The sequence below is a fragment of the Acinetobacter sp. NCu2D-2 genome (assembly GCF_001647675.1).
Classification (GTDB): Bacteria; Pseudomonadota; Gammaproteobacteria; order Pseudomonadales; family Moraxellaceae; genus Acinetobacter.
In genome coordinates, this window is the sequence record NZ_CP015595.1 from 201,573 (window position 1) to 224,342 (window position 22,770).

Annotated in this window: 20 protein-coding genes and 1 riboswitch; of the genes, 7 read left to right on the top strand and 13 right to left on the bottom strand. The window is 37.2% G+C overall.

Features of this window, described 5'->3' with window-relative positions:
• Genes uca through A3K93_RS14105 form a run of 3 tightly spaced genes read right to left on the bottom strand, consistent with a single transcriptional unit; the run spans position 1 to position 5,011 of the window.
• Positions 1-3,606 carry an urea carboxylase gene (gene uca / locus A3K93_RS14095; RefSeq protein WP_067731969.1) on the bottom strand — a complete coding sequence of 1,202 codons (3,606 nt, stop codon included), beginning with the start codon at positions 3,604-3,606 and terminating at the stop codon, positions 1-3.
• A gap of 1 nt (position 3,607) precedes the next feature.
• Entirely contained in the window at positions 3,608-4,261 is a 654-nt protein-coding gene (locus A3K93_RS14100) for an urea amidolyase associated protein UAAP2 (RefSeq protein ID WP_067731971.1), read from the bottom strand.
• Between the two features lie 12 nt (positions 4,262-4,273).
• The gene (locus A3K93_RS14105) at positions 4,274-5,011 is read right to left on the bottom strand and encodes an urea amidolyase associated protein UAAP1 (protein ID WP_067731973.1); all 738 of its coding nucleotides are present in this window, start codon (positions 5,009-5,011) and stop codon (positions 4,274-4,276) included.
• A 28-nt stretch (positions 5,012-5,039) separates the two neighbouring features.
• Positions 5,040-5,151, bottom strand: a riboswitch (guanidine-I (ykkC/yxkD leader).
• A 573-nt stretch (positions 5,152-5,724) separates the two neighbouring features.
• On the opposite strand from A3K93_RS14105, the gene A3K93_RS14785 reads away from it, so the two are divergent.
• Positions 5,725-6,538 (top strand): IS5 family transposase gene (locus A3K93_RS14785; RefSeq protein WP_101494815.1). Its coding sequence is split into 2 segments (ribosomal slippage): positions 5,725-6,111 and positions 6,113-6,538, totalling 813 coding nucleotides; the frame shifts between segments, so codons are not numbered across the junction.
• A gap of 365 nt (positions 6,539-6,903) precedes the next feature.
• Here the strand turns inward: A3K93_RS14785 and A3K93_RS14120 are convergent.
• The gene (locus A3K93_RS14120; RefSeq protein ID WP_067731975.1) at positions 6,904-8,082 is read right to left on the bottom strand and encodes a replication initiation protein; all 1,179 of its coding nucleotides are present in this window, start codon (positions 8,080-8,082) and stop codon (positions 6,904-6,906) included.
• Between the two features lie 1,561 nt (positions 8,083-9,643).
• On the opposite strand from A3K93_RS14120, the gene A3K93_RS14125 reads away from it, so the two are divergent.
• From A3K93_RS14125 to A3K93_RS14145, 5 genes are all read left to right on the top strand, one after another.
• Positions 9,644-10,417 (top strand): ParA family protein, encoded by a 774-nt coding sequence (locus A3K93_RS14125; RefSeq protein ID WP_067732192.1) that lies wholly within the window; start codon positions 9,644-9,646, stop codon positions 10,415-10,417.
• A 12-nt stretch (positions 10,418-10,429) separates the two neighbouring features.
• On the top strand, positions 10,430-11,341 hold the full coding sequence (locus A3K93_RS14130) for a ParB/RepB/Spo0J family partition protein (RefSeq protein WP_067731977.1): 912 nt from the start codon (positions 10,430-10,432) through the stop codon (positions 11,339-11,341).
• A gap of 1,758 nt (positions 11,342-13,099) precedes the next feature.
• Entirely contained in the window at positions 13,100-13,315 is a 216-nt protein-coding gene (locus tag A3K93_RS14135) for a cold-shock protein (protein WP_067731979.1), read from the top strand.
• Between the two features lie 59 nt (positions 13,316-13,374).
• Positions 13,375-13,602, top strand: coding sequence for a hypothetical protein (locus A3K93_RS14140; protein ID WP_067731981.1), 228 nt, complete (start codon positions 13,375-13,377; stop codon positions 13,600-13,602).
• 48 nt (positions 13,603-13,650) lie between these two features.
• Positions 13,651-13,896 (top strand): hypothetical protein, encoded by a 246-nt coding sequence (locus A3K93_RS14145; protein ID WP_067731983.1) that lies wholly within the window; start codon positions 13,651-13,653, stop codon positions 13,894-13,896.
• Here the strand turns inward: A3K93_RS14145 and A3K93_RS14150 are convergent.
• The 8 genes from A3K93_RS14150 to A3K93_RS14185 all read right to left on the bottom strand — a co-directional run bounded on the left by A3K93_RS14150 (position 13,859) and on the right by A3K93_RS14185 (position 21,083).
• Positions 13,859-14,821, bottom strand: a complete 963-nt coding sequence (locus A3K93_RS14150; protein ID WP_067731985.1) for an IS30 family transposase — start codon at positions 14,819-14,821, stop codon at positions 13,859-13,861. The two genes, A3K93_RS14145 and A3K93_RS14150, sit on opposite strands and share 38 nt — an antisense overlap.
• 167 nt (positions 14,822-14,988) lie before the next feature.
• Complete coding sequence (gene pcaD, locus A3K93_RS14155; RefSeq protein WP_067731988.1) at positions 14,989-15,765, bottom strand: 3-oxoadipate enol-lactonase; 777 nt, start codon at positions 15,763-15,765, stop codon at positions 14,989-14,991.
• A gap of 48 nt (positions 15,766-15,813) precedes the next feature.
• A complete protein-coding gene (gene pcaF, locus A3K93_RS14160) occupies positions 15,814-17,019 on the bottom strand; it encodes a 3-oxoadipyl-CoA thiolase (protein ID WP_067731990.1) in 1,206 nt (401 codons plus the stop codon).
• 126 nt (positions 17,020-17,145) lie between these two features.
• Positions 17,146-17,796 (bottom strand): 3-oxoacid CoA-transferase subunit B, encoded by a 651-nt coding sequence (locus A3K93_RS14165; RefSeq protein ID WP_067731992.1) that lies wholly within the window; start codon positions 17,794-17,796, stop codon positions 17,146-17,148.
• 22 nt (positions 17,797-17,818) lie between these two features.
• A complete protein-coding gene (locus A3K93_RS14170; protein WP_067731994.1) occupies positions 17,819-18,487 on the bottom strand; it encodes a 3-oxoacid CoA-transferase subunit A in 669 nt (222 codons plus the stop codon).
• A gap of 131 nt (positions 18,488-18,618) precedes the next feature.
• Positions 18,619-19,539, bottom strand: coding sequence for a catechol 1,2-dioxygenase (gene catA, locus A3K93_RS14175; protein WP_067731996.1), 921 nt, complete (start codon positions 19,537-19,539; stop codon positions 18,619-18,621).
• A 114-nt stretch (positions 19,540-19,653) separates the two neighbouring features.
• Entirely contained in the window at positions 19,654-19,944 is a 291-nt protein-coding gene (catC, locus tag A3K93_RS14180; RefSeq protein ID WP_067731998.1) for a muconolactone Delta-isomerase, read from the bottom strand.
• Positions 19,945-19,973: 29 nt separating this feature from the next.
• Positions 19,974-21,083: a muconate/chloromuconate family cycloisomerase gene (locus A3K93_RS14185; RefSeq protein ID WP_067732000.1), complete on the bottom strand. Its 1,110-nt coding sequence runs from the start codon at positions 21,081-21,083 to the stop codon at positions 19,974-19,976.
• Positions 21,084-21,196: 113 nt separating this feature from the next.
• Between A3K93_RS14185 and A3K93_RS14190 the strand changes: the two genes are divergently transcribed.
• Positions 21,197-22,093, top strand: coding sequence for a LysR family transcriptional regulator (locus A3K93_RS14190; RefSeq protein ID WP_067732001.1), 897 nt, complete (start codon positions 21,197-21,199; stop codon positions 22,091-22,093).
• Positions 22,094-22,173: 80 nt separating this feature from the next.
• Here A3K93_RS14190 and A3K93_RS14195 read toward each other — a convergent pair whose 3' ends face one another.
• Positions 22,174-22,641: a MarR family winged helix-turn-helix transcriptional regulator gene (locus A3K93_RS14195; protein ID WP_067732003.1), complete on the bottom strand. Its 468-nt coding sequence runs from the start codon at positions 22,639-22,641 to the stop codon at positions 22,174-22,176.
• Between the last annotated feature and the right edge of the window lie 129 nt (positions 22,642-22,770).

The following is a 22,770-nucleotide window of genomic DNA, read 5'->3' on the forward strand; positions in this document are numbered from 1 at the left end:
TCAAGCTACCGGCGCCAATGTAAACAATACCTGCCCCGTTTTCACCGTTTGCCCTTTTTCAATGGTAATCGCTTCAACCTTCATACGCTCAGGCGCAATAATTGGAATCTCGATTTTCATCGCTTCAATCACGGCAAGCGTTGCGCCTTCTTCCACAATATCACCTGACTGACATTCAATTTTCCAAATTGAACCCGGCATATGCGACTCCACTGCACAGCCACCATCAGGCACTTCTACCCCTTCACCATCATCCACAGCATCTAAACTTTCAGACACATATTCTGCAAGCCCTGCTTCATGCCAACGACGACGTTCTGCATCAAAATTAGCTTGTTGCACTGACTTAAATGCTGAAATGGATGCTTGGTTTTCAGTTAAGAAGTCGTTGTACTCTTTTAAGTTTAATACACCTTCTTCAATACGCAATTTTAAGCGACCTGCTTTAAAGTCCTCACGCATTTGCATGAGTTCAGTTTCAGAAACTTCATAGAATTTAATTTGGTCAAAGAAGCGTAGTAACCACGGCATACCTTTTTCAAAATCAGGATTCCTACGGTAGCGAGACCACATTTGCGTGGTACGACCAACAAATTGATAGCCCCCCGGACCTTCCATACCGTATACGCACATATACGCACCGCCAATACCCACGGCATTTTCAGGCGTCCATGTACGAGCAGGGTTATATTTGGTGGTCACTAAACGTTGACGTGGATCAAGTGGCGTGGCCACAGGTGCACCGAGGTAGACATCACCCAATCCCATCACCAAATAACTCGCGTTATAGACCACATCTTTCACGGCTTGTTTGTCTTTTAAGCCATTAATACGACGGATAAATTCGATATTGTCCGGACACCATGGCGCATCAGGACGCACAGTTTGCATATAACGTTCAGTCGCAAGTTGGGTTTGTGAATCTTCCCACGCGAGCGGTAAATACACCGTACGTGATGGCACTTGTATTTCCGTCACATCTGGCAGCTGTTCTTCCGCTACTTGAAGTAGACGCAATAAATCAATTTGATCAAGTTTGATTGAATCAAAATGGATTTGTAGCGAACGAATCCCCGGTGTCAGGTCGATAATGCCCTGAATATTTTGCTTTTGAACCCATTGCATCAGCGCATGAATACGGAAACGTAAGTTCAGATCTAGCACCAACTCGCCATATTCCACCAATATGTAATTATTGCCAGCAGGACGATACACCACATCAGGTGCACCATTTTCACCTTTTAAGGTATCGAGGACGGCATTTTTTAATGTCGAAAGTTCAGGATAGAACGATTCATCAAATGCCACCGCTTGTGTATCTGAAGCTTCTAATTGCGCTTGATATTTTTCATTTAAAAGTTTGGCTTGGTGATAGCTCACAGGGACAAATTTCACTTTGTCACCGGCTTTAAGCTGACCGAGTTTCCACAGCTCAGAATTAATCAACACCGCAGGACAGACGAAACCACCAAGACTTGGACCATCTGGCCCAAGAATAATTGGCATATCCCCAGTGAAATCGATCGCACCAATGGCATAAGCATTGTCATGAATATTGGATGGATGCAGACCAGCTTCACCACCATCTTCACGTGCCCATTCCGGTTTTGGCCCGATTAAACGAATACCGGTACGGCTTGAGTTAAAGTGGATCTCAAAGGTATTAGCAAAGAAAGTATCAATATCATTTTTGGTAAAGAAATCAGGTGCACCATGCGGGCCATACATCACCGCAATTTCCCATTCATGACTAAATGATGGCACTTGCTCAGGTGCAAGGCTTTTCACTTCATCACTTGTGAATGCCGTAATTGGCAACATATCGCCAATCAATAAGTTACGCCCTGCATGACCACCAAATTGACCTAAGGTAAAGGTCGCTTGTGAGCCGAGGTATTTAGGTACATTCAAACCACCTTTAATGCCGATATAGGTACGGCAACCTGTCGCGATTTTGCCACATTTGAGAATCTGACCTTTACGCACATTCACGGTTTGCCACATCGGAACTTGAACGCCATCTAGTGTTGATGGCATATCACCACCGGCCAGTACGATTTGGCTATCACAATGGAATTTTAGAGTTGGACCTTGTAGCGTACATTCGAGTCCTGCAGTGTTATAGGCATTGCCAAGCAACTGGTTTGCGACATTCAGTGACAATGGATCAATCGCACCTGATGGTGGCACACCCACATCCCAATAGCCCAAACGTCCTGTGACATCTTGTACAGCAGTTTGAATACCGGCTTGTAATACTTCAATCTTTTGAGTTTTCCATTCAAAGGTATTTAAGAAACGTGTGGTTTGTGTGCCAGCTTTAAATACCTCACAGTAGATGATGTTTTGTAGATATTCAAGATTGGTTTCAATCCCTGCAACTGAAGTTTTCGCCAAAGTATCAGTCATGGCTTGAATCGCAGAAGCACGATCGTTTGCTGTGACAATGATTTTAGCAATCATCGGGTCATAGAATGATGATACATTTGAACCTGTTTCGACCCATGTTTCATTACGGGCATTAGAATCAAACTCAACATGTGTCAGTAAACCGGCACTTGGTTGGAAGTTTTTGATTGGGTCTTCAGCATATAAACGCACTTGAATCGAATGACCTTTCGATTCAATTTTTTCTGTTGGTGCAGTCCAATCACCACTAGCCAAGGTGACCATCCATTCCACCAAGTCCACACCAAAGACTTGCTCGGTCACGCCATGTTCCACTTGTAGACGGGTATTCACCTCCAAGAAATAGAATTCTTGGGTGTCGGTATCCATCACAAATTCAACTGTACCGGCAGAACGGTAATTCACTGACTGCATCAGTTGAATGGCAACATTTTGAATATAGGCACGCTGTTCGTCATTGATATGCGGTGCCGGTGTTTCCTCAATCACTTTTTGGTTGCGACGCTGTACCGAACAATCACGCTCTCCCAGTGCAATCACTTGACCTTGACCATCACCAAAAATTTGCACTTCAATATGACGGGCATTTTGCACGAATTTTTCAAGGTACAAACCGGCATCTTTAAAGTTGGCTTGGGCTAAATAAGACACCGTTGCATAAGCATCTTTCAGTTCTGCTTCGTTCCAGACCAAACGCATGCCGATCCCACCACCACCGGCAGTACTTTTCAGCATCACAGGATAACCAATACGATTTGCTTCCATTAAAGCTTCAGCTTCATCCGCCAATAACTGACTACCCGGCAATAACGGTACACTGGCTTGAATCGCAAGTTCACGTGCAGTGTGTTTAAGACCAAAGGCTCGCATCTGTGCAGAGTTTGGCCCAATAAAAGCAATACCTTGTGATTCACACAAGTCACAGAATTCAGCATTTTCGGACAAGAAGCCATAACCCGGATGAATCGCTTGTGCGCCGGTTTGTTTGGCAACCTCTAAAATTTTATCGACATTTAAATAGCTTTGGCTGGCAGGTGCTTCACCGATATAAACGGCTTCATCGGCCAAAGTCACATGGAGTGAATCACGATCGGCTTCCGAATAGACTGCAACAGATTGGATACCTAATTTTTTAAGGGTACGAATGACACGACACGCAATTGCACCACGGTTGGCGATTAAAACTTTATTAAACATATTATGCGTCCTCGCCTTCACGGATGATCAATTGAATTTTAGTTGGGTTGTAAGCATTACAAGGGTTATTCAGTTGTGGGCAGTTAGAGATCAGCACGATCAAATCCATTTCCGCTTTAATTTCCACATATTTACCCGGTGCCGAAATACCATCATCAAACTTTAGATGTCCCTCACTTGTGACGGGTACATTCATAAAGAAGTTAATATTTGGACCGATGTGACGCACATTTAAGCCGTGTTTTTTGGCAATTGGATGCTGAGACAGCGCAATCATGAAATTGTTACGGCAACTGTGCATTGGATATGTGTCATGTGCATAACGAACCGTGTTACTTTCACATGAACATGCCCCGCCTAAGGTGTCATGGCGACCGCAGTTATCATCATGGATGGTGGCAATTTTGTTGCCAAAGTTGGTGTATAGCGCTGCGCCTTTTTCTAAATAGATCTGTTGATTGATGGCTAAGGTATCAGTTGCGCTATAACGCTCTTCAGGGTTAGAAGCCGAGATAAACAGCGTATCTACCGCTTGGTTGCCTTCTAAATCCACGATACGGAAATATTGCCCTTTTTTGACTTCGCACATCCATGCTTCACCGGCTGGACAAATTTCACTTAAAACTGATTTTTCTAATTTTACGAGTGCAGTCATGATCTGTTCCCCTTAAGCAGTTAATGCGTAGTAGCGATTATTGTTTTGAAATGCACGCTGATTTTGCGGGCATGAATCACGACATACATCGCTGTCACCTAAAGGAAGTGCTTTGTATAAAGACAATTGAACATCGGCAGGCGCATATTCCGTGCTGTTATCTAAAGCATGCGGTGCGGATGATAAGAACACCAAGCAATCCATTTCAAAGCGCAGTTCAATCACTTGATTCGTATTGTCAGATGCTACATAGCTGAGATTGCCATGGTCATCCGGTTGAACTTTAGAAAACAGATTTAAAGTACTGCTCAAATCCGTTGCAGATAATCCAAACTTGGTCATCTCAAGCAGTAACGAATCTTTGCCGTTACGGTACATGTCGTTGCGTGCATCTTGGAAGGTTTTTGAACCAAATTGTTGTTCAATTTGTTGTGCAGTGCTTGGTGCACAGAACGCATCATTCCAACCGTGGTCATCTTTGACGATGGAAATCATCGCGCGACCCAGGTCAGATGCAAGGATATGTCCTGTACTTAAAAATGCCGTATGTTGCCCTTTTAAGCTGTCTGGCATGTTATAGCGTTCGAGCTTGTCTTCGCTATTGACGCAATACAGTGCCACATTGGCATTTTTGCCTAAGGATTGAAGTTGTAATACTGCGCCACGCTGAATACGTGCTGACCAGTGGTGTCCACCCGGTAAACGTTCCGTCCAAAGGACTTGATCTTCGTGATAAGTTATTGTGCTCATATGCATCCATCCCAATCTTCTACGGTTTACCTCCCGGGCTTTTATCCCTCCGTGTAGCTTGAGCTTGCAACTTAAGCCGTGAACTCTCGGTCGCAGACATACTTGAAACTTCATGTATCGGAACCCTAGATCACTTTTCATCTAAGTATATGAATGCAAATGGCATGCCAAGCTAGTATTACGTTTTTTAGTTTTTATCATACTATTTTTGCTCAATCATGATGCAAAAATCCTAACTCACTCTAGATTGCACCATTTTAGTTATTTCCATTACACTTTATATTTATGAATCAGTTCCTGAATTTTATTTTTTCATAGATGTCTTAACTCAATTACACGTCGAGCTAAATGATGACATCCAGTTTTACAATTAAGCTCATTTACACTAACCAAATGTCATTAATTTTAAAAACTGAAACGATCCTTCCTAATGTCTCAGAAAAGTGTAGCAACTTGCTACACATTGCGATTGAGTGGTTAGTATTTACAAGATCTGAATCACCTAGCTATTAACACCATTTAAATTAATAAGCTTAAAATTTTGCTCCGTTTAAATTTATCCTCAATCAAGTTTTTTCATAACCTTTAAGGCTATACCTAGTAGCAATGTAAATTTGTACATAAGCGTTCGAAACTTTTCAGAGATTAATGTGCTTAATTAAATTTTATAAATAGACCTCTTGCGAAAGTAAAAAATTGTTTATACTAGTCCCATGAAATATGAAAATTTAACTAGATTTAATGATGGGGAATTTAAACGACTTGTTGGCGTTCCTCGTCCATTATTCTTAAAAATGGTATCAGTGTTACAACACGCTGAACTTGCCAAGAAAAAATCTGGAAGACCTCATTCGTTGTGTTTAGAGGATCAATTGTTGTTAACTTTAAATTACTTACGCTGTTATAGAACTCAAATTGAGTTATCCGCCGACTATAACCTAGCTGAAAGTAATGTGAATCGTACGATTCAGAAAGTTGAAAAGGCTCTGATTCAATCACGGATTTTCGCATTGCCTAAAAGGAATCAAAAGTTTAGTGAGGAGGATTATGTAATCGTTGATGTCACTGAGTCACAGATTGAGCGTCCCAAAAAAACAAAGAAAATTCTATAGCGGTAAAAAGAAGAAACATACGCTAAAAACACAGGTCATTTTTAACCCAAAATTAAAGCAAATTGTAAGTATACAGATTGAAGATGGCAGAAAACACGATCTGACGATTGCGCGTAAGTATTTGAAGGAGATGGTCATTTATCCTTGTATCATGGCAGATTTAGCCTATAAAGGATTTCATCAGATTAAGAGTAAGTTACTCATTCCCATCAAGAAACCTAAGAATTTATCATTACCCCAAATAGCAAAACAGATCAACCAAGAAATCAGTCGGCGTAGGATCACAATTGAACATATCAACGGCAAACTTAAACATTTTCGGATATTAACAGAACGCTATAGAAATAGACGGAAACGCTTTGGTCTAAGAATGAATTTAATTGCTGGAATGGTGAATTGGATGCTCTTAAATTAACTTTCGCAAGAGATCTAATATATAGGTATATCGACCAAATTTAGTCTTAAACAGAATTTTAAAATTCAGCATTAATGATTGAGCTATAATTACAGCTGTTTAAAGAACTTTGAGATTCATTATCTTTGTTAAGGGCGAATTCTAATATCAAAAATTAGAGAATACATTTAGCTGACTTAAATTTTTCATGATTTTGCTTAAAAAAGTTATATCTTAGATAAGCGTCTGAACCAATTTCAGAAGAATGTAGACCCAAATTAATTGAGGTAAATTAATTCTACAGCTGAGATTTAATTATTTAATAAAAAACTCGGACCAAAAGTCCGAGTCAATACAATAGATCAGGAAGTTCAAGTTTGGGTAAATTAAATCACTTCTTTACCAAAGATTTCATTTAGCCGCTCACGTATGCTCTTCACAAATTCACTATCTGTTTTTAGTTTTTGCTTCATTGAACGTTTAAAATCATTCAAACTCATTCCGACGGTTGCAAACTCCATTTGGAACAAGGTGTCGTTAATAACCACATTAGCCTGTGAATCAGTTAAACAACCTTCTTTTTTGAACCATTTTTTAAATTTTGGGTAATTTATATCATCAGAATAGATATGCCATGAACGTACATTCATATCAAATTTAGCGCCTAAATCTTTGACCAGTGCATTGTCTTCAAAGGGAACATCTAAATATATTTTTTCTCTTTCTTTTGTCGGGATTTCAATTTTTTCTTTTTCAAATCCACGATGATTTAATTTAAAGTTTACACCAACAATAGGTCTACCTTTTTTAATCGTCTCGTATTCCAAATGTAGATCTGTGTTTTCATTAATTTCAGCAACTATTTTATCTAAAACGTAGCGTCTAAAATCAACCCAACGATCATATTTAGTTTCATTGATATCAATTAACGCTTTTAGGTTTTCAAGCATTAATGGAATTTCGTATGTCTCTTGATTATTAAACTTGAACTCATTCTTAATAAAGTAGGTATAGAGACTCATACTCGCGACAGAATCTAAGGCAAAAAGATGCTTAAGCTGATATGTTGTAAAATTGCCTCCCGCCAGCTGAGTGAAGTAAGGAAGCACTTCGCTGGTAAAGCGAATTTGAATTGCATTCTTTAAATCATCTTCCCAACGTAATTCGCGAATAATAGGTACTACAGAATGTACTTTTTTGGTTTTTTTCTTTGAATCAACAGTAGGCTCTTCAATAATGAAATGCGCAACCCTTGATGACAACTCTTTATAAATACGATCAATTGCCACATTAATCGAATTACGTTTACTTAGCCCAAGTAATTCTGCTAGATCATCTTTATACAAATAAATATAAGTTTGCTCGGTGATTTCTTTATCCTGATTAACTTTCTCACCTAAATTTGCAACAGCCATTGCATACAGTAACGCTTTATATTCATTGGCAGATAATTCAATGGGGCGTATTAAGCGGTTACTCGTACTTACAACGCCATTGTGCCTAATGTTACCAATACAGTATGGAATATAATCGTTCTCTTCAGATATTGAATTGTTGTCAGTCATGTCGGTGAGTTTTTAAAATGTTCTATAGTTTTATATATAAAAGTGGAAAAACTTTCAATAGTTTCACCACAAAATCTAAGAGTGGAAGGTTTGTCACTCTAAATTTTAAAAAAATCATTAGAGTGGAAAACATAAATTTATATTCCACCAATAAGTGACAAACATTCCACTTTAAGCGAAATCTACCAATTCTTTTTGAATAGTAAAAATACAACTTCTATAAATTAAAAATAGTTTGACTATTTTTTGTTTAAAGCTGTGACAAAGCTTCCACTCATAAAAATCTTAGATTTGAACCTCACTAAGTTGAAATTTACTTAATGATCAATTTATCCACAATTTCGTGTTTTATTAGTGACAAACTTTCCACCTTTAAGATTTTTGATTTTTTTATCACATACAAAAAATACAATATTGAAAATGACATCTAAAAATTTGCTGATTTTAGCCTGAGTAAGTGACAAGATTTCCACCAATGGCAATGATGTATCATTGTTTTAATTTATTGAACTTAATATTTAGGTAAACACATATACAGATAGTAGTGACAAACTTTCCACCTTTTTACATACATTCAAAAATTTGCATACTTCATATACAAGTTGCAATGATACTATCCCTTCTAAGATGTTTTCTTAGGGTGATATGACAAGCCTTCCACTTTAAATATTACTATCAAGTCATGTGGCTATTTATAATTATAAGATATCCACAACTTCCAGATGCGTGAGTGACAAGCCTTCCACTTTTACTTTATGACATGTACTCTCATTAAAATATCAGACCATTAGATACATTTAACCTGATAGGCTACACAGAAGAAATTTAATTAATCTTTTTTGTACTTCATCGTTGTATTTTGATGTCGAAATAATCAAATCTTAATCCTCAACTTCAACATATATCAGTGACAAGCTTTCCACTTTTATGTGGAGCCACGACTCCTAATCAAAAAGGAATAAACCCTTAGCCAGTGCAGTGATCCCATAATTCGATGTTTAAAAGGAATTGTTATGCGTACGACCAATAGATCAGGTGAATAAAGGTGATGAAAAAAAATTACCCACAGATATAAAATCTATGATGACAAACCTTCCACTCTTACGCCTATAATTTTAATTCTTATCCACAAAATAAAGTATTGTTTTTAAACTTTATTATTCTAGATTTAATGTATAATTATAACGTAAGTGACAAACTTTCCACCTTAATGACATATCTTCCACTTTAAAATGACAAACCTTCCACTTTTGAGTGACACCCATTGCACCTTTAAGTGACAAGTATTCCACTTTTCTATGACAAACCTTCCACTTTTTTGTGACAAGCCTTCCACCTTTAAAATTCTAAGTATATGTTTTAAAAAAAGAAAAAACTCTCTAATTATTAATTACTAATTAACTAAATATATATTAATTATTTAATTAAGCTAGCTATATTTTTTAAATTCATTATTTGTTTCTCATATAATCAAATGAACATTTTAAATTTAAAATATGTAGCAAGTTGCTACAAACTTATTTATATTAGTTTCATTCAATTATGGAATTAGATGACAAGCATGTCTGCTAAAATCATTGCTGTAGCAAATCATAAAGGTGGCTGTGGTAAAACAACAACCGTAGTTCATCTTGCATCAGAACTCGCTAATCTTGGTAACAAAGTTTTAGTTATCGATTTAGATCCTCAAGCTAACGCAAGTCTACATATTGGAACCAAACATCCAAGTGAAGTACCTGTTACAACAGCTGAACTTCTTGTGGGTGATATTTCCTTATTAGCTGACGCATTAGATGAAACAACAAATTTTGAAAACGTATCATTAATTTACGGTTCTCTAAACTTGGGTAAAACAGAAGATCAATTAAAAGATGATGCACCGAGACCTTCTGAAGAACTAACGACAAAAATCGAACTGTTACGCGATATTTATGATTATATCTTAATTGATTGCCCGCCAAGTTTAAAATTATTGACGAGTAATGCATTAGCATCTTCAACGCATGTCATTATTCCAATTGAGTCAGGTTCACAATATGGGCTATATGGTGTAACAGATTTATTGAATCATTTAGAGAAAATACGTCGTATAAATCCAGATTTAAAATTGTTGGGTGCATTACTCATCAAACATGATGAGCGCCAAAATGTTTGTAAACTTATAAAAGAAGAAGCATTAAAACAAGTTGGTGTAATTCTGGAGAATTCAATTCCCCAAAGTACAAAGGTAAATCAAGCAGCGATTATGCAACAACCTCTTCTCAAACTTGAAAAAAGCTCGAAAGTACGTAAAGCATTCCAAATGCTTGCCGCAGAAGTTATAGAAAAAGTTTAAAAGGATTGATGTATGGCTAGCGCTAAAGAATTACTTGCACAACGATTGAAGCAAAATACTGAAAAGCATCAACAAGCACAGCAAGAGACAATTAAGGATCAAAAAGAGTTCCGACGCAATGTCAGTATTTCTGATATTACAAAGAGTCCTAATCAACCGCGTAAAATTTTTAATCAAACTGAGTTACAAGAGCTAGCAGATTCGATTTCAGAAGTAGGTCTTTTGCAACCTATCACTGTTCGTAAGTTAGGGAACTCCAAATTTGAATTGATCGCAGGTGAACGTCGTCTTAGAGCACATCAGTTACTCAATAAGAATACGATAGAAGTCATTATTATTGATGCAAATGATGAAGAGGCCTCTTTACTTACTCTTGCTGAAAATTTAAAGAGACAAGATTTAAGTGATTACGAAATCTTCTTAGGATTAGATGCTTTACATGAGGATTTGAAGAAGAATAAACAAAAATTAGCGAAATCATTAGGTTTAAATCGTGAAGATATGTATAAATACTTATCTTTTGAGAAACTTCCACCAGTAATACTTGGTGATTTGAATACGATGCCTAACTTATTAGGTCGTAGTGCGGCTACCGCATTTAAGAAGTTTTTATCTGATCATTCTGAAGATTTAGATGTCGCTGTAAAGGCTCTACTAGGTGCTTGGGAACAAGTTAAAGCTAAGAAGCTAGAGCAAAGTAAAGCTGTAACATATGCTACGAAGCTGTTGACCGAAAAAAATTCGAAAGTTCCATCGACCTCACTTGTTCGAAAAATACAATTTGAAGGTAAGGTTGCAGGTAACATAAAAATGGATACTAAACAGCTAAAAGTATCATTAAACGTTTCAGAAATTGATGAAGAAGATTTAGAAAGTTTAGAAAATCTGCTGAAAAAAATCATAGAGAAAAATAAAAAGGTGTAGCAACTTGCTACACCTTTTTTTTAAAAGATAAAACAAGTAAATATTGGAAGACCTCGATCAATATCCAATGTAGCTACTGCTCTGTGGCTTGCGCTCTAAGCGCTTGTTTGAAGCGCGATATAGGGATGTATGTAATTTGGTGTGGGAGTTGATTTGGTGGCTTCTATGCGTATATATGGTGTTTTGAAAGGATAATCTGAATTTTATTCAAAAGGTTTATTTACTTCAAAAATCCAGTTAGAAGTAGAAATTTTATCCCACAAAATTTAAACTGATTATTGATTACGGAATTTATTTTAATTTAACGTTTTATTTCTAGTAGTGAATGATCTTACATTTTAAATGCTCACTGCTCGTAATATGACACAAGCATATTCCGGAACTTTTGAATGAAAAAAATTGATACCCAATAAATAATACATAATGTGATGAAAGCTTATTTCATACCAAAAAAATTAGTTAGTAATGAATTTACGTAAAGGTAAAATGTAAGTAGCATTAAGCTATGGACATCCAAAACCGTGAGCAAATTTCGAGTTGTATAAAATTTAATTTTTATCATACATAGTAGATAAGAACCTCAATCGATCTCTTGAAAAAAAATCTATCTGTTAGATTAGGTCGCCATTACGCCAATTCTCAATAGTAATTTCTGTGAAAATTAAGTCATAAAAGTATATTTTAAGAGACAGGCCACTAAGCACAATTAAATAAAAAACAACTCAAGTCCATAAAGCATTTTTTCAAATTTTTGGTCAATCATTATTGAATGTTTAAACCTTCATTTTATTCATCAAATTTTAATTTGCTGTCCATTTATAAGTTTGTACAAATTTAAGAGTCTTACACTATTGTATCAAATTCATATTATTCTGATGTGAAGAGTATATGAAACAGAAATCAACAAGAGTAATTAGCCTATTGAAATTGTGTTTTTCTAGAATTGTAAAAGAAATTTTTAAAAGGTATATAGAAATTTACCAATAGAACTAGATGCAAATTATTGAACACAAAAAAGCTAATTTTTTAAACCAACAACAAACTTTAAATTGTATAGATAAAACTCGCCTTAGGATAAAGAACATTAAAGTGAATTCTTATATTGACATAAAATTGTTGAAATGTTTTTGATAATCAAAATAACGCTAAATAAAAATATATTCATATTTCAATATTTTAAGAGAATTATTTTGAGGTTTAAATAATTATCCCTAGAGTTGTCCGCAGCTTTTGTGGATAAATTATAGGCTAAGAACCCTAGCGGGAATAGAGAAAGGGATGTATTGGTTAATAAATATGCAAATTAAACTAAATAAACGTGAAAAATCATCTTTAATAAGATTACACATTAGCGAAAAAATGCCTCTAATCGATTGATCTGCAATACCTCTAAATAAATTTTAGTAAAATCCAAATTATTAATATGTAAGATAAGTATTTCGGTAACAATTAGAAATTAAATAATAGCCTAAGCAAAGTAGGAATTTAAATCTCAAAAGTGCTTAAATATTTACAATATGATATTTTTATCTTAGATTAATATTTGTTTAATAAATAAATATATAAGAAAACTTGATAATTTGATGTATACCTGTCATAGTACTTATGACTAGAAAAAGTCTAGTTTGTATAATTTTTTAATCATCGTTGCTTATTTATAATTCTTCGTTTTTTAGATTACAAATACTATTCTTTATTATTTTTCAAAGTTATATCTCGCCATGCAATTGGCTCACAAATATTAAAATAGGTTTTATTATGTCAAATTCAAACGTAGTTAAAGGTACTGTAAAGTGGTTCAATGAAGCAAAAGGCTTTGGCTTCATTCAAACCCAAGAAGGACCAGATGTTTTTGCTCATTTCAGTGAAATTGCGAGCTCAGGCTTCCGTACATTATTTGAGGGTCAACAAGTAGAGTTCAGTATTGCACAGGGACAGAAAGGTCCTAATGCCGTAAATATTGTAGCAATCTAAATGTGTTGATCATAAAAATGATAAGTGATCATAAATAAGTATTAATTTTAGGATAAAAGTTGTTAATAAAAGAAAATTTAGTTGCAAAGTCAATCAATGGTACAGAAATTTTAGTATCACTGATTCCTCATAATAAACTTCAGAATACTCGTCAGGGCTTAAAACCAGTCGAAGTAGGTAAAAGAGTTCGTTTGGCTTCAGGTATTGAAGTGGATTTAAATCTCGATGGTCGTAGTTTTTATGCCGCATTGAACCAGCTATTTAGATTGGAACAGAAAGTGAGTTAAAAAGAATCCAATTAGAGCAAACCATTTTAATTAATTTCAGGTAAATCAATGTATATAGAAAATATTAAAGTCACAGATCAGTTTGGTGCAATGTATGCAATTAAAGCGACTGTAGAAAGACATTTCTTAGAAAGCAAATCAGCCTCACATATCCAATATATTACAGTGGATGGTGAAGATATTCGTCCAAGTTTTGAGATGTGTTTTCAAAGTAGATCGAGTGGAAAAATTTTCAAAGTCATTAAAAATGGCGGATTCAAACGGCAAGTGCAACAGTATAAAAACCAGCCATAACTTCACTCGGTGTATACCAACCTAGTGTTTTTCTAGGACGATGGTTGAGTGCAAATTCTATCTGCTCTATTTGTTCGTTTGACACATCATCAAACGATGATGATTTTGGCAGATATTGACGGATTAAACCATTCGTATTTTCATTTCTAGCTCGCTGAATAGACTTGTAAGGATCAGCAAAATACGTCTCTATCCCAGCATCAGTAATTCTTTTGTGTTCGGAAAATTCTTTGCCATTATTAAATGTCACACTATAAGCATGGCTCATTTGTAAACGATCTAATGCACAAGTAATCGTTTGAGAGGATGCTCTCGTTGGCCCTAAATGAACAATATGTACATACAGGCTCTTTCGATCAACGAGTGTCAATAAAGCACCTTTATGATGTTTACCAATCACCGTGTCACCTTCGAAATCTCCTAAACGTTGTCGTTGATCAATGACCTGGTCTCTGCAGTGAATACTTGTTTTATCAATGATTTGCCCCCTACGATCCGTGTTTTTGTAACCGCGTTTTCGATATTTCTTCTGATGCCTTAAGTGTAGATGGAGTTTACCTCCTTGTGATTTATCTTGATAAATGTACTGGTAAATCCACTCATGTGAAGGTACATCCAGCCAACCGCGTTGTGTTAAAGCACCTGAAATTTGTTCTGGTGACCAGTCCAAACCAATCAAATAATCAATATAAGCGAAGGCAAATGCTGTCATTGATGATGAAGGACGGTACCGTCTTTGACTTGCAAATTTAGCTGCCTGTTGAGCTCTATATCCACGTTGCCCAGTATTTCTTTTTATTTCACGGTAGATGGTTGATCGTGAACGTCCTAACTCCCGAGCAAGGGTAGCGATTGAACTTTTACTTTTCAAAGTAGCATAAATTTCGTATCTTTCATCTTGAGAAAGTTGGGTGTATTTCTTCATTGTGTGCTTTCCAATTGCGAGTTGAAAAAGTCTAATGATTCTATGAATACACCTAACTTTTTCAACTAACTACAAATGTGTTGCACTTGGGATTTGAATCTGCGAATTAAAATGTTGATAGAAAAATAGAAAAAATGTGTAAACATTTTTTCTATTTTATCAAAATCTTATACTATAAATTTTTGGATAGCACGATTGAAGTCATCTGCTTTTTCAAGATTGGAAATATGTGATGCATTAATCTCAAACAATTGGCTGCCAGGGATGTTATGTTGCATATATAAACCATCTTCTACAGTCGTCACCGGATCCTGTTGACCTGCAATGATAAGCACTGGAATACGAATTTTAGATAAATCCTCCCGGACATCCGCTTTAGCCAAAGCTTCACAACAACTCGCATAACCTTCTGGGCTGCCAGCTCCAAGGTCGTTTGAAAGTTTAGCAACAATTGTTGGGTTACTTTGGATAAAGGGATCTGTGAACCAACGCCCGGCAGCAGTGGAGGCGATAGGTAAAAGTCCTTGCTCGCGAACTAAATTTGCACGATCTAGCCAAGTATTTTCTGAACCGATTTTAGCAGCGGTATTACATACAATCACATAGTTGAAACGATCAGGATAATGCTGTGCAAGCCACTGACCTGTAATCCCCCCCATAGAAATTCCACAAAAAATTGCTTTGGAAATTTCTAAATGATTCAGTAAATTTATAACATCTTCACCCAATAACTCTAGATTATAAGGACCTTGTGGTGCTGTAGACTTCCCATGACCACGGGTATCGTAGCAAATTATAAAATAGTTACTCTTAAAGAACTCAATCTGTGGTTGCCACATACTGTAGTTCGTACCTAATGAATTTGAGAAGATAATGGCTGGATTCGATTGATCACCAAAGGTCTGAAAATTAATCTGAGCAGTATTAGATGTAAATGTCGGCATAGATTCCTCTCAACCTCCCTTGATTAAAGGGAGGGGAATTTTAAATAGTTATACGCGTTCGATAATCAAAGCGATGCCTTGACCAACACCGATACACATTGAACAGAGTGCATATTTCCCGTCAGTTTGTTCAAGTTGATTCAGTGCGGTTGTAACTAATCGGGCACCTGAAGCACCTAATGGATGACCGATTGCAATTGCACCACCGTTTGGATTCACACGTGCATCATCATCCGCCAAACCTAAGTCACGTGTTACAGCGAGGGCTTGTGCTGCAAATGCCTCATTGAGCTCAATTACGTCCATCTGTTCAAGACTTAAATCTGTTTGAGCCAACAATTTCTTAATTGCAGGTGCAGGGCCATAACCCATAATTCTGGGCTCCACGCCAACAACAGTTGCACCAATAATTTTCGCACGAGGTTGAAGTGCGTATTTTTCTACTGCTTCTTCCGATGCAATAAGTAGTGCAGCGGCCCCATCATTAATGCCTGAAGCATTTCCCGCAGTCACGGTCCCGTCTGATTTCACAACTGGTTTAAGTTTAGTTAAGCCTTCAAGGGTAGTAGAAGCACGTGGATGTTCATCCTGAGCAATCACGACAGGCTCACCTTTACGTTGAGGTATGGTGACAGGGATGATTTCCTTATCAAAAAAGCCTTTAGCTTGTGCTACAGCTGTTTTTTGCTGACTGCCTAATGCAAACTGATCTTGATCTGCACGGTTAATATTAAATTGTTCCGCAACATTTTCTGCAGTTTGCGGCATGGTTTCAACGCCATATAGTTCTTTTAATTTTGGATTGATGAAACGCCAGCCCATGGTGGTATCTTCAATCTTTTGCGAACGGCCGTATGCTGTTTCAGGTTTACCCATAACAAAAGGTGCACGAGACATTGACTCAACACCACCTGCAATGATCAGATCTGCTTCACCTGATTTAATTGCTCGTGCAGCCATAGCAACTGCATCAAGCGATGAACCACACAAGCGATTGACAGTGGTAGCTGGAACTTGATAGGGAAGGCCAGCAAGCAATGCGGACATACGGCCTACATTACGATTATCTTCACCTGCCTGATTGGCACAGCCATAAATCACATCATCAACTTGGTTCCATTCCACACTCGGATTTCGTTCAATTAATGCTTTAATGGGCAAAGCGCCTAAGTCATCTGTACGTACGGGTGCGAGTCCACCTGCATAACGGCCAAAAGGTATACGAATAGCATCAATGATATATGCGTTTTTCATTATATAAATCCTTGGAATATAGCTCCTCACTTTCTTGAAGGGAGGATAGGAGGGATTTAAAGGAAGTTAATTTTTAATATTAATACTTCCTAAATCCCTCCTTTAATAAAAAGGGGACTTTTCGTTCTAAGCAGTCGCATCAATCAGTTTTGCACCAGTCATTGCTTGTAGTTCTTCGAATGACAAACCTTCCACTTTTTCAATAACCTTCATTCCTTCTGCTGTGACATCAATAACACAGAGGTCTGTATAGATACGATCGACACACTTAAGTCCTGTCGCAGGATACGTCAGTTCTGCCACAATTTTAGGTTCACCTTTTTTGGTTACATGATCAGTCGTAATAAATACTTTTTTGGCACCAACGGCTAAATCCATTGCTCCACCAACAGCTGGAATTGCATCAGGGGCACCCGTATGCCAGTTGGCAAGGTCGCCATTTTCAGCAACTTGAAATGCGCCGAGTACAGCAATATCTAAATGTCCACCACGCATCATGGCAAATGAATCGCCATGGTGGAAAAAAGCACCGCCTGTAAGCATTGTGACAAATTCTTTACCAGCATTAATCAGTTCAGGATCACGATCTTCTTCGAGAGGGGGAGGACCAAATGCCAATAAGCCATTTTCAGAGTGTAGGAATACATCTTTATCTGAAGGTAAATAGCTAGAGATTTTAGTGGGAAGGCCAATACCTAAATTGACGTATGAACCATCAGGAATATCCTGCGCAACACGTTCAGCAATTTGATCACGGGTTAATTTGGTATAGCTCATGAATTCTCTCCTTAATCCGTGATTATTGTGCAGGTTGAACTTGAACAACGTGTTGAACAAAAATGCCAGGTGTGATGATATGTTCAGGATCAAGCTCACCTAATTCAACAATTTCTGCAACCTGTGCAATAGTAATATCAGCTGCCATCGCCATGATTGGACCAAAGTTACGTGCCGATTTGCGATAAATCAGATTGCCCCAGCGGTCACCTTTTGATGCTTTGATCAAAGCAAAGTCCGCTTTAATTGGATTTTCTAAAACGTAATCTTTACCTTCATAATTCAGAGTCGGTTTACCTTCAGCCAGCAATGTTCCAAAACCTGTTGGTGTGTAAATTGGACCTAAACCCATACCTGCAGCTTGTATGCGGCAGGCTAAATTCCCTTGCGGTACAAGCTCTAACTCAATTTTTCCAGCGCGGTACAGTTCATCAAACACCCAAGAATCTGATTGGCGTGGGAAAGAACAAATAATTTTACGTACAGCACCAGTTTTAAGCAGCTTTGCTAAGCCATAATCGCCATTACCTGCATTGTTATTGACGATGACCAAGTCTTTAATACCCAGTTCGATTAAGCCATCGATTAATTCAGCTGGCTGACCCGCGGTACCGAAACCGCCAATCATAATGGTCGAACCGTCCTTAATTTGGGAAAGCGCTGTTTGTAAGGATGCTGATTTATCAATCATAAAAATCACTCAAACTAATATTAATTTGTATTTAAACCATTATTAATCAGTATCTTATAAATATTGATTAGTAATAATTCAATGAAGAAGGGAAAGAATGGATAGAGAGGGCTATCCATTCTTTGATCAAATTAAGCGCTTACGCGGCGACGCTCAATTTCTGTAGTCGGTGCTGATTCAGTTTCTTTCACAAGTTCAACGTTGAATTGGATAAACTTAAACGGTTTATCAACACCACGACGTGCGATTTCTGCTTCATCAGTAACATCAACAGCAGTAGCAACTAAGCCATCACGTGTTGCAAATGCAAAGTCATCCCAAAGGTATTCATCACCTTCAATATTGAATTGAGTTGTTAATTTGCGATAACCAGGTGCAGATACAAAGTAATGTACATGTGAAGGACGATTACCATGACGACCAAGTTTATTCAGAACGAACTGAGTCGTACCTTCAGGTGGGCAGCCGTAACCTACAGGCATTGTAGTCTGAGCGACATACTTACCATCCTGATTGGTAAAGATCGTACGGCGGAGGTTAAAGTCTGACTGTGACTTATCAAAGAAAGAATAATTTCCTAAGCTATTGGCATGCCAAACTTCAACTTTAGCACCTTCAATCACTTTGCCATCAGCATCGGTCACTGTGCCTTCGATAAATAAAGTATCAACCGTATCAGATTCTGAACCATCATCCATGCGTGCAAAACCGACAGATTCAGGTGCACCTGCTACATAAAGTGGACCCTCGATCGTACGTGGTGTACCACCGGTAATTCCCGCTTTTGCATCAGCTTCATCTGCACGAAGGTCTAGGAAATGTTCCAAGCCTAATCCAGCTGCAAGAAGTCCAAGTTCATTCGCTTGACCTGCATCAGTGAAATATTCAAGACCTTTCCAAACTTCTGATTGCGTGAGATCTAAATCTTCAATCGCTTTGAACAGGTCTGAAACAAGACGAACAACTACCTGCTGAACGCGAGCATCGACAGGCCCACTTGCAGTATCTACGTTCATTTTTTTTACTAATGCATCGATTTCTTGATGATTCATGTTACTTACTCCTTAAGTATTTTTTGTTGATTTGGTCAATATTTTTAAAAATTGACCTGGTCCTTGTTACCCAATATTTTTCGTGTTTATAAATGTGAGATTCAATCGAATGATTTAATGATCATCATCCCGGATTGAAGAAGGATGACGATTTAAAGCCATCACTTCAATTTTCATAAATGGATAGAGAGGTAATCCTTGTAAAAGATTATGTAATTCCTCATTACTTTCTACATCGAAAATGCTGATATTCGAATATTGTCCGGTAATACGCCAAATATGACGCCATTTACCTTGACGCTGTAATTCCTGTGAATACGCTTTTTCGACAGCTTTAATCTCGTTAACTTGTGTCTCTGGTAAGTCTCGAGGAATATTGACATCCATTCGTACATGAAACAGCATGGCTTCACTCCTTAATAGCAATTTTGAAATTATTTTCGTCGAAGCTGATCTAATTTATTTTCATCGATTTCAATACCCAGCCCATTTCCTTGCGGTAGGTGCAACTCAAAGTTCTCGTATTGAAGCGGTGTTTTTAAAATCTCTTGAGTTAAAAGCAGAGGTCCAAATAGTTCAGTTCCGTAAGCTAAATTTTTAAATGTTGAGAATAGATGCGCAGAAGCAATTGTGCCGACTGAACCTTCAAGCATCGTGCCACCATACAAGTCAATTCCTGCAAGATGAGCAACTGTAGCAACATCACGACCTTCTAAAAGACCACCTGATTGCGCAACTTTGACAGCAAACACGGATGCAGCATTCGTCTTAGCCAGTCGATATGCTGAAGAAGGTCCCATCAGGGATTCATCTGCCATAATCGCAATATCAAATCGGCGGGTTAATCGTTCCATTGCATCAATATTGTCAATGGCACAAGGTTGTTCAATAAGGTCTACACCACCATCTTGAAGCAATTGAATGCCTTTAATGGCTTCAAGTTCAGACCATGCTCGATTGACATCAACACGTATTGAAACCTCTGGACCTAGTGCTTTCTTAATCGCTAAAACATGTTCTACATCTGCTTCAACTGGGCGTGAACCAATTTTCAGTTTAAAGAAATTATGGCGTTTAGCAGCAAGCATTTTCTGCGCTTCAGCGATATCTTTGTCTGTGTCACCTGATGCCAGTACCCATAGAACTGGGACACTATCACGTAGACGTCCACCAAGTAATTCAGATAACGGTAAACCTAAACGCTGTGCTTGAATATCAAGTAATGCAGTCTGAATTGCACATTTTGCAAAGCGGTTACCATTGATATTTTTTTGAATAATTTGCAATGTCTGTGCAACATTCAAATGTGATAAAGTCTTCAACAGAGGTGCGAAATAAGTATCAACGTTAACTTTAATGCTTTCTGGGCTTTCTTCACCGTAGCCTAGACCGCCAATCGTCGTTGCTTCACCCCAACCTACAAATCCATCATCAGTCTCAATTTTTATTAAGACCAGTGTTTGGGTTTGCATCGTTGCAACGGCCATCTTGTGAGGGCGAATCGTTGGTATTTCAGCGAGTATCGTTTCTATGTTCTTGTACATATAGCGTTATAATCCATATATTGCTGTAAATACCTTAATTGATATTTTTCTTTTTAAATAGAAATGAATTAGTATTTTAAAATACTTAAAAGGTATATTAGTAGGAATTTTCAATGGAATTGAGAAGTTTAAAATACTTTGTTGCGGTAGTAGAGGAAAAAAGTATTACCAAGGCAGCAGCACGATTATGTATTGCGCAGCCGCCTTTAACACGACAAATTAAGAATCTAGAAGATGAGCTTGGCGTGACCTTATTTGAAAGAGGTACGCGTCCCATCAAGACCAGTGAAGTGGGTGAGTATTTCTATCAATATGCCGTACAGATCCTGACACTGACTGCTCATGCAAAGACCATGGTTGGCCGATATAAAATTAAAAATACGGCCATTCGGATTGGCTATGTCGGTTCACTTTTCTATTGGAAACTTCCTGAAATTATCGATCATTTAAGAAAAAATATTAGTGGTATTAAAATTGAACTGGTTGAATGTGGCACTAGGGACCAAGTTGAAGCTTTAAAAATTGGTAAAATTGATATGGGGTTTGGACGACTGGGTATTAGTGATCCGTCTATACGCCGCACTATCTTAGAAAGAGAAAAATTATTACTTGCTGTGCATAGAGACCATCCGCTTACAAAATATCAGAAAGAGGGGATTTATCTATCACAAGTACTCAATGAAATTATTTATATATATCCAAATGCACCTAAGCCCAGTTTCTCAACTTTTATTCAAGGACTATTTTCTGAATTGGATTTAATTCCACAGAATCTTAAGGAAGTGCGGGAAATTCATATGGCACTCGGGTTAGTGTCATCTGGGGAAGGAATTTGTATTATTCCGGCAAGTGCAAGTGCAATCGGTATGCGTAATTTGCAATATATTTCGATCTTGGACAATGAAGCTTATAGTCCAATTTCGATTGCATACAGAAGTATTGATGACAATGCTTATATTTCACAAATTTTGGATTTTATGAATCAATTACCTGATGCAAATAGACTTTAAAATTATTTTTATATTTAAATTATTATTTTTAATTGCCTGAGCAAAGCTGCTCAAGCAATTTTTCATCGTATAGGAAACGATTAACGAGTCGGCATTAGGTCGAAGATTTTTTTCAACTGTGTATTAAGTTCTAAAAGTTCTTCTTCTTCAAAAGAATTTAAAATACCGGCCAATGTCACTTTATTGATTTGGTTAATTTGTTCGACCAAATCGTAGCCCTTATCGGTTAATTTCACCATCGAAATACGCTCATCGAAAGGCGATGAGAAGATTGTCACAATGTCTTCATCGACTAAACGATAAATGGCTTTAGTTGCTGTAGTCAGTTTAATCGTTGAAAGATTTGAAATTTCAGTAATATTAGCTTCGCTAAGCGCATTTAAGCTGAGAATGATTTTTCTCTTTGTGTTGTCTAATCCGATCTTTTTTAAAGATTTATCAATAAGTTGGGAATATTTACCATTGACCTGAGAGATCCAAAAGAAAGGGAACTTCTCTAGGCTTTTGGGGTCCTTATTGGGTAAGAAACTCTCAAAATCTTTTAGCATAATCGTGCACTAACAATTTGAATTAAATCTAATTATACAAGTATACGTAATATTACGTAGAAATAAATAACTTATTTACTTGACAATTACATTGAATTTTCAGATATTCAAATGAACAGGTAAAATTAC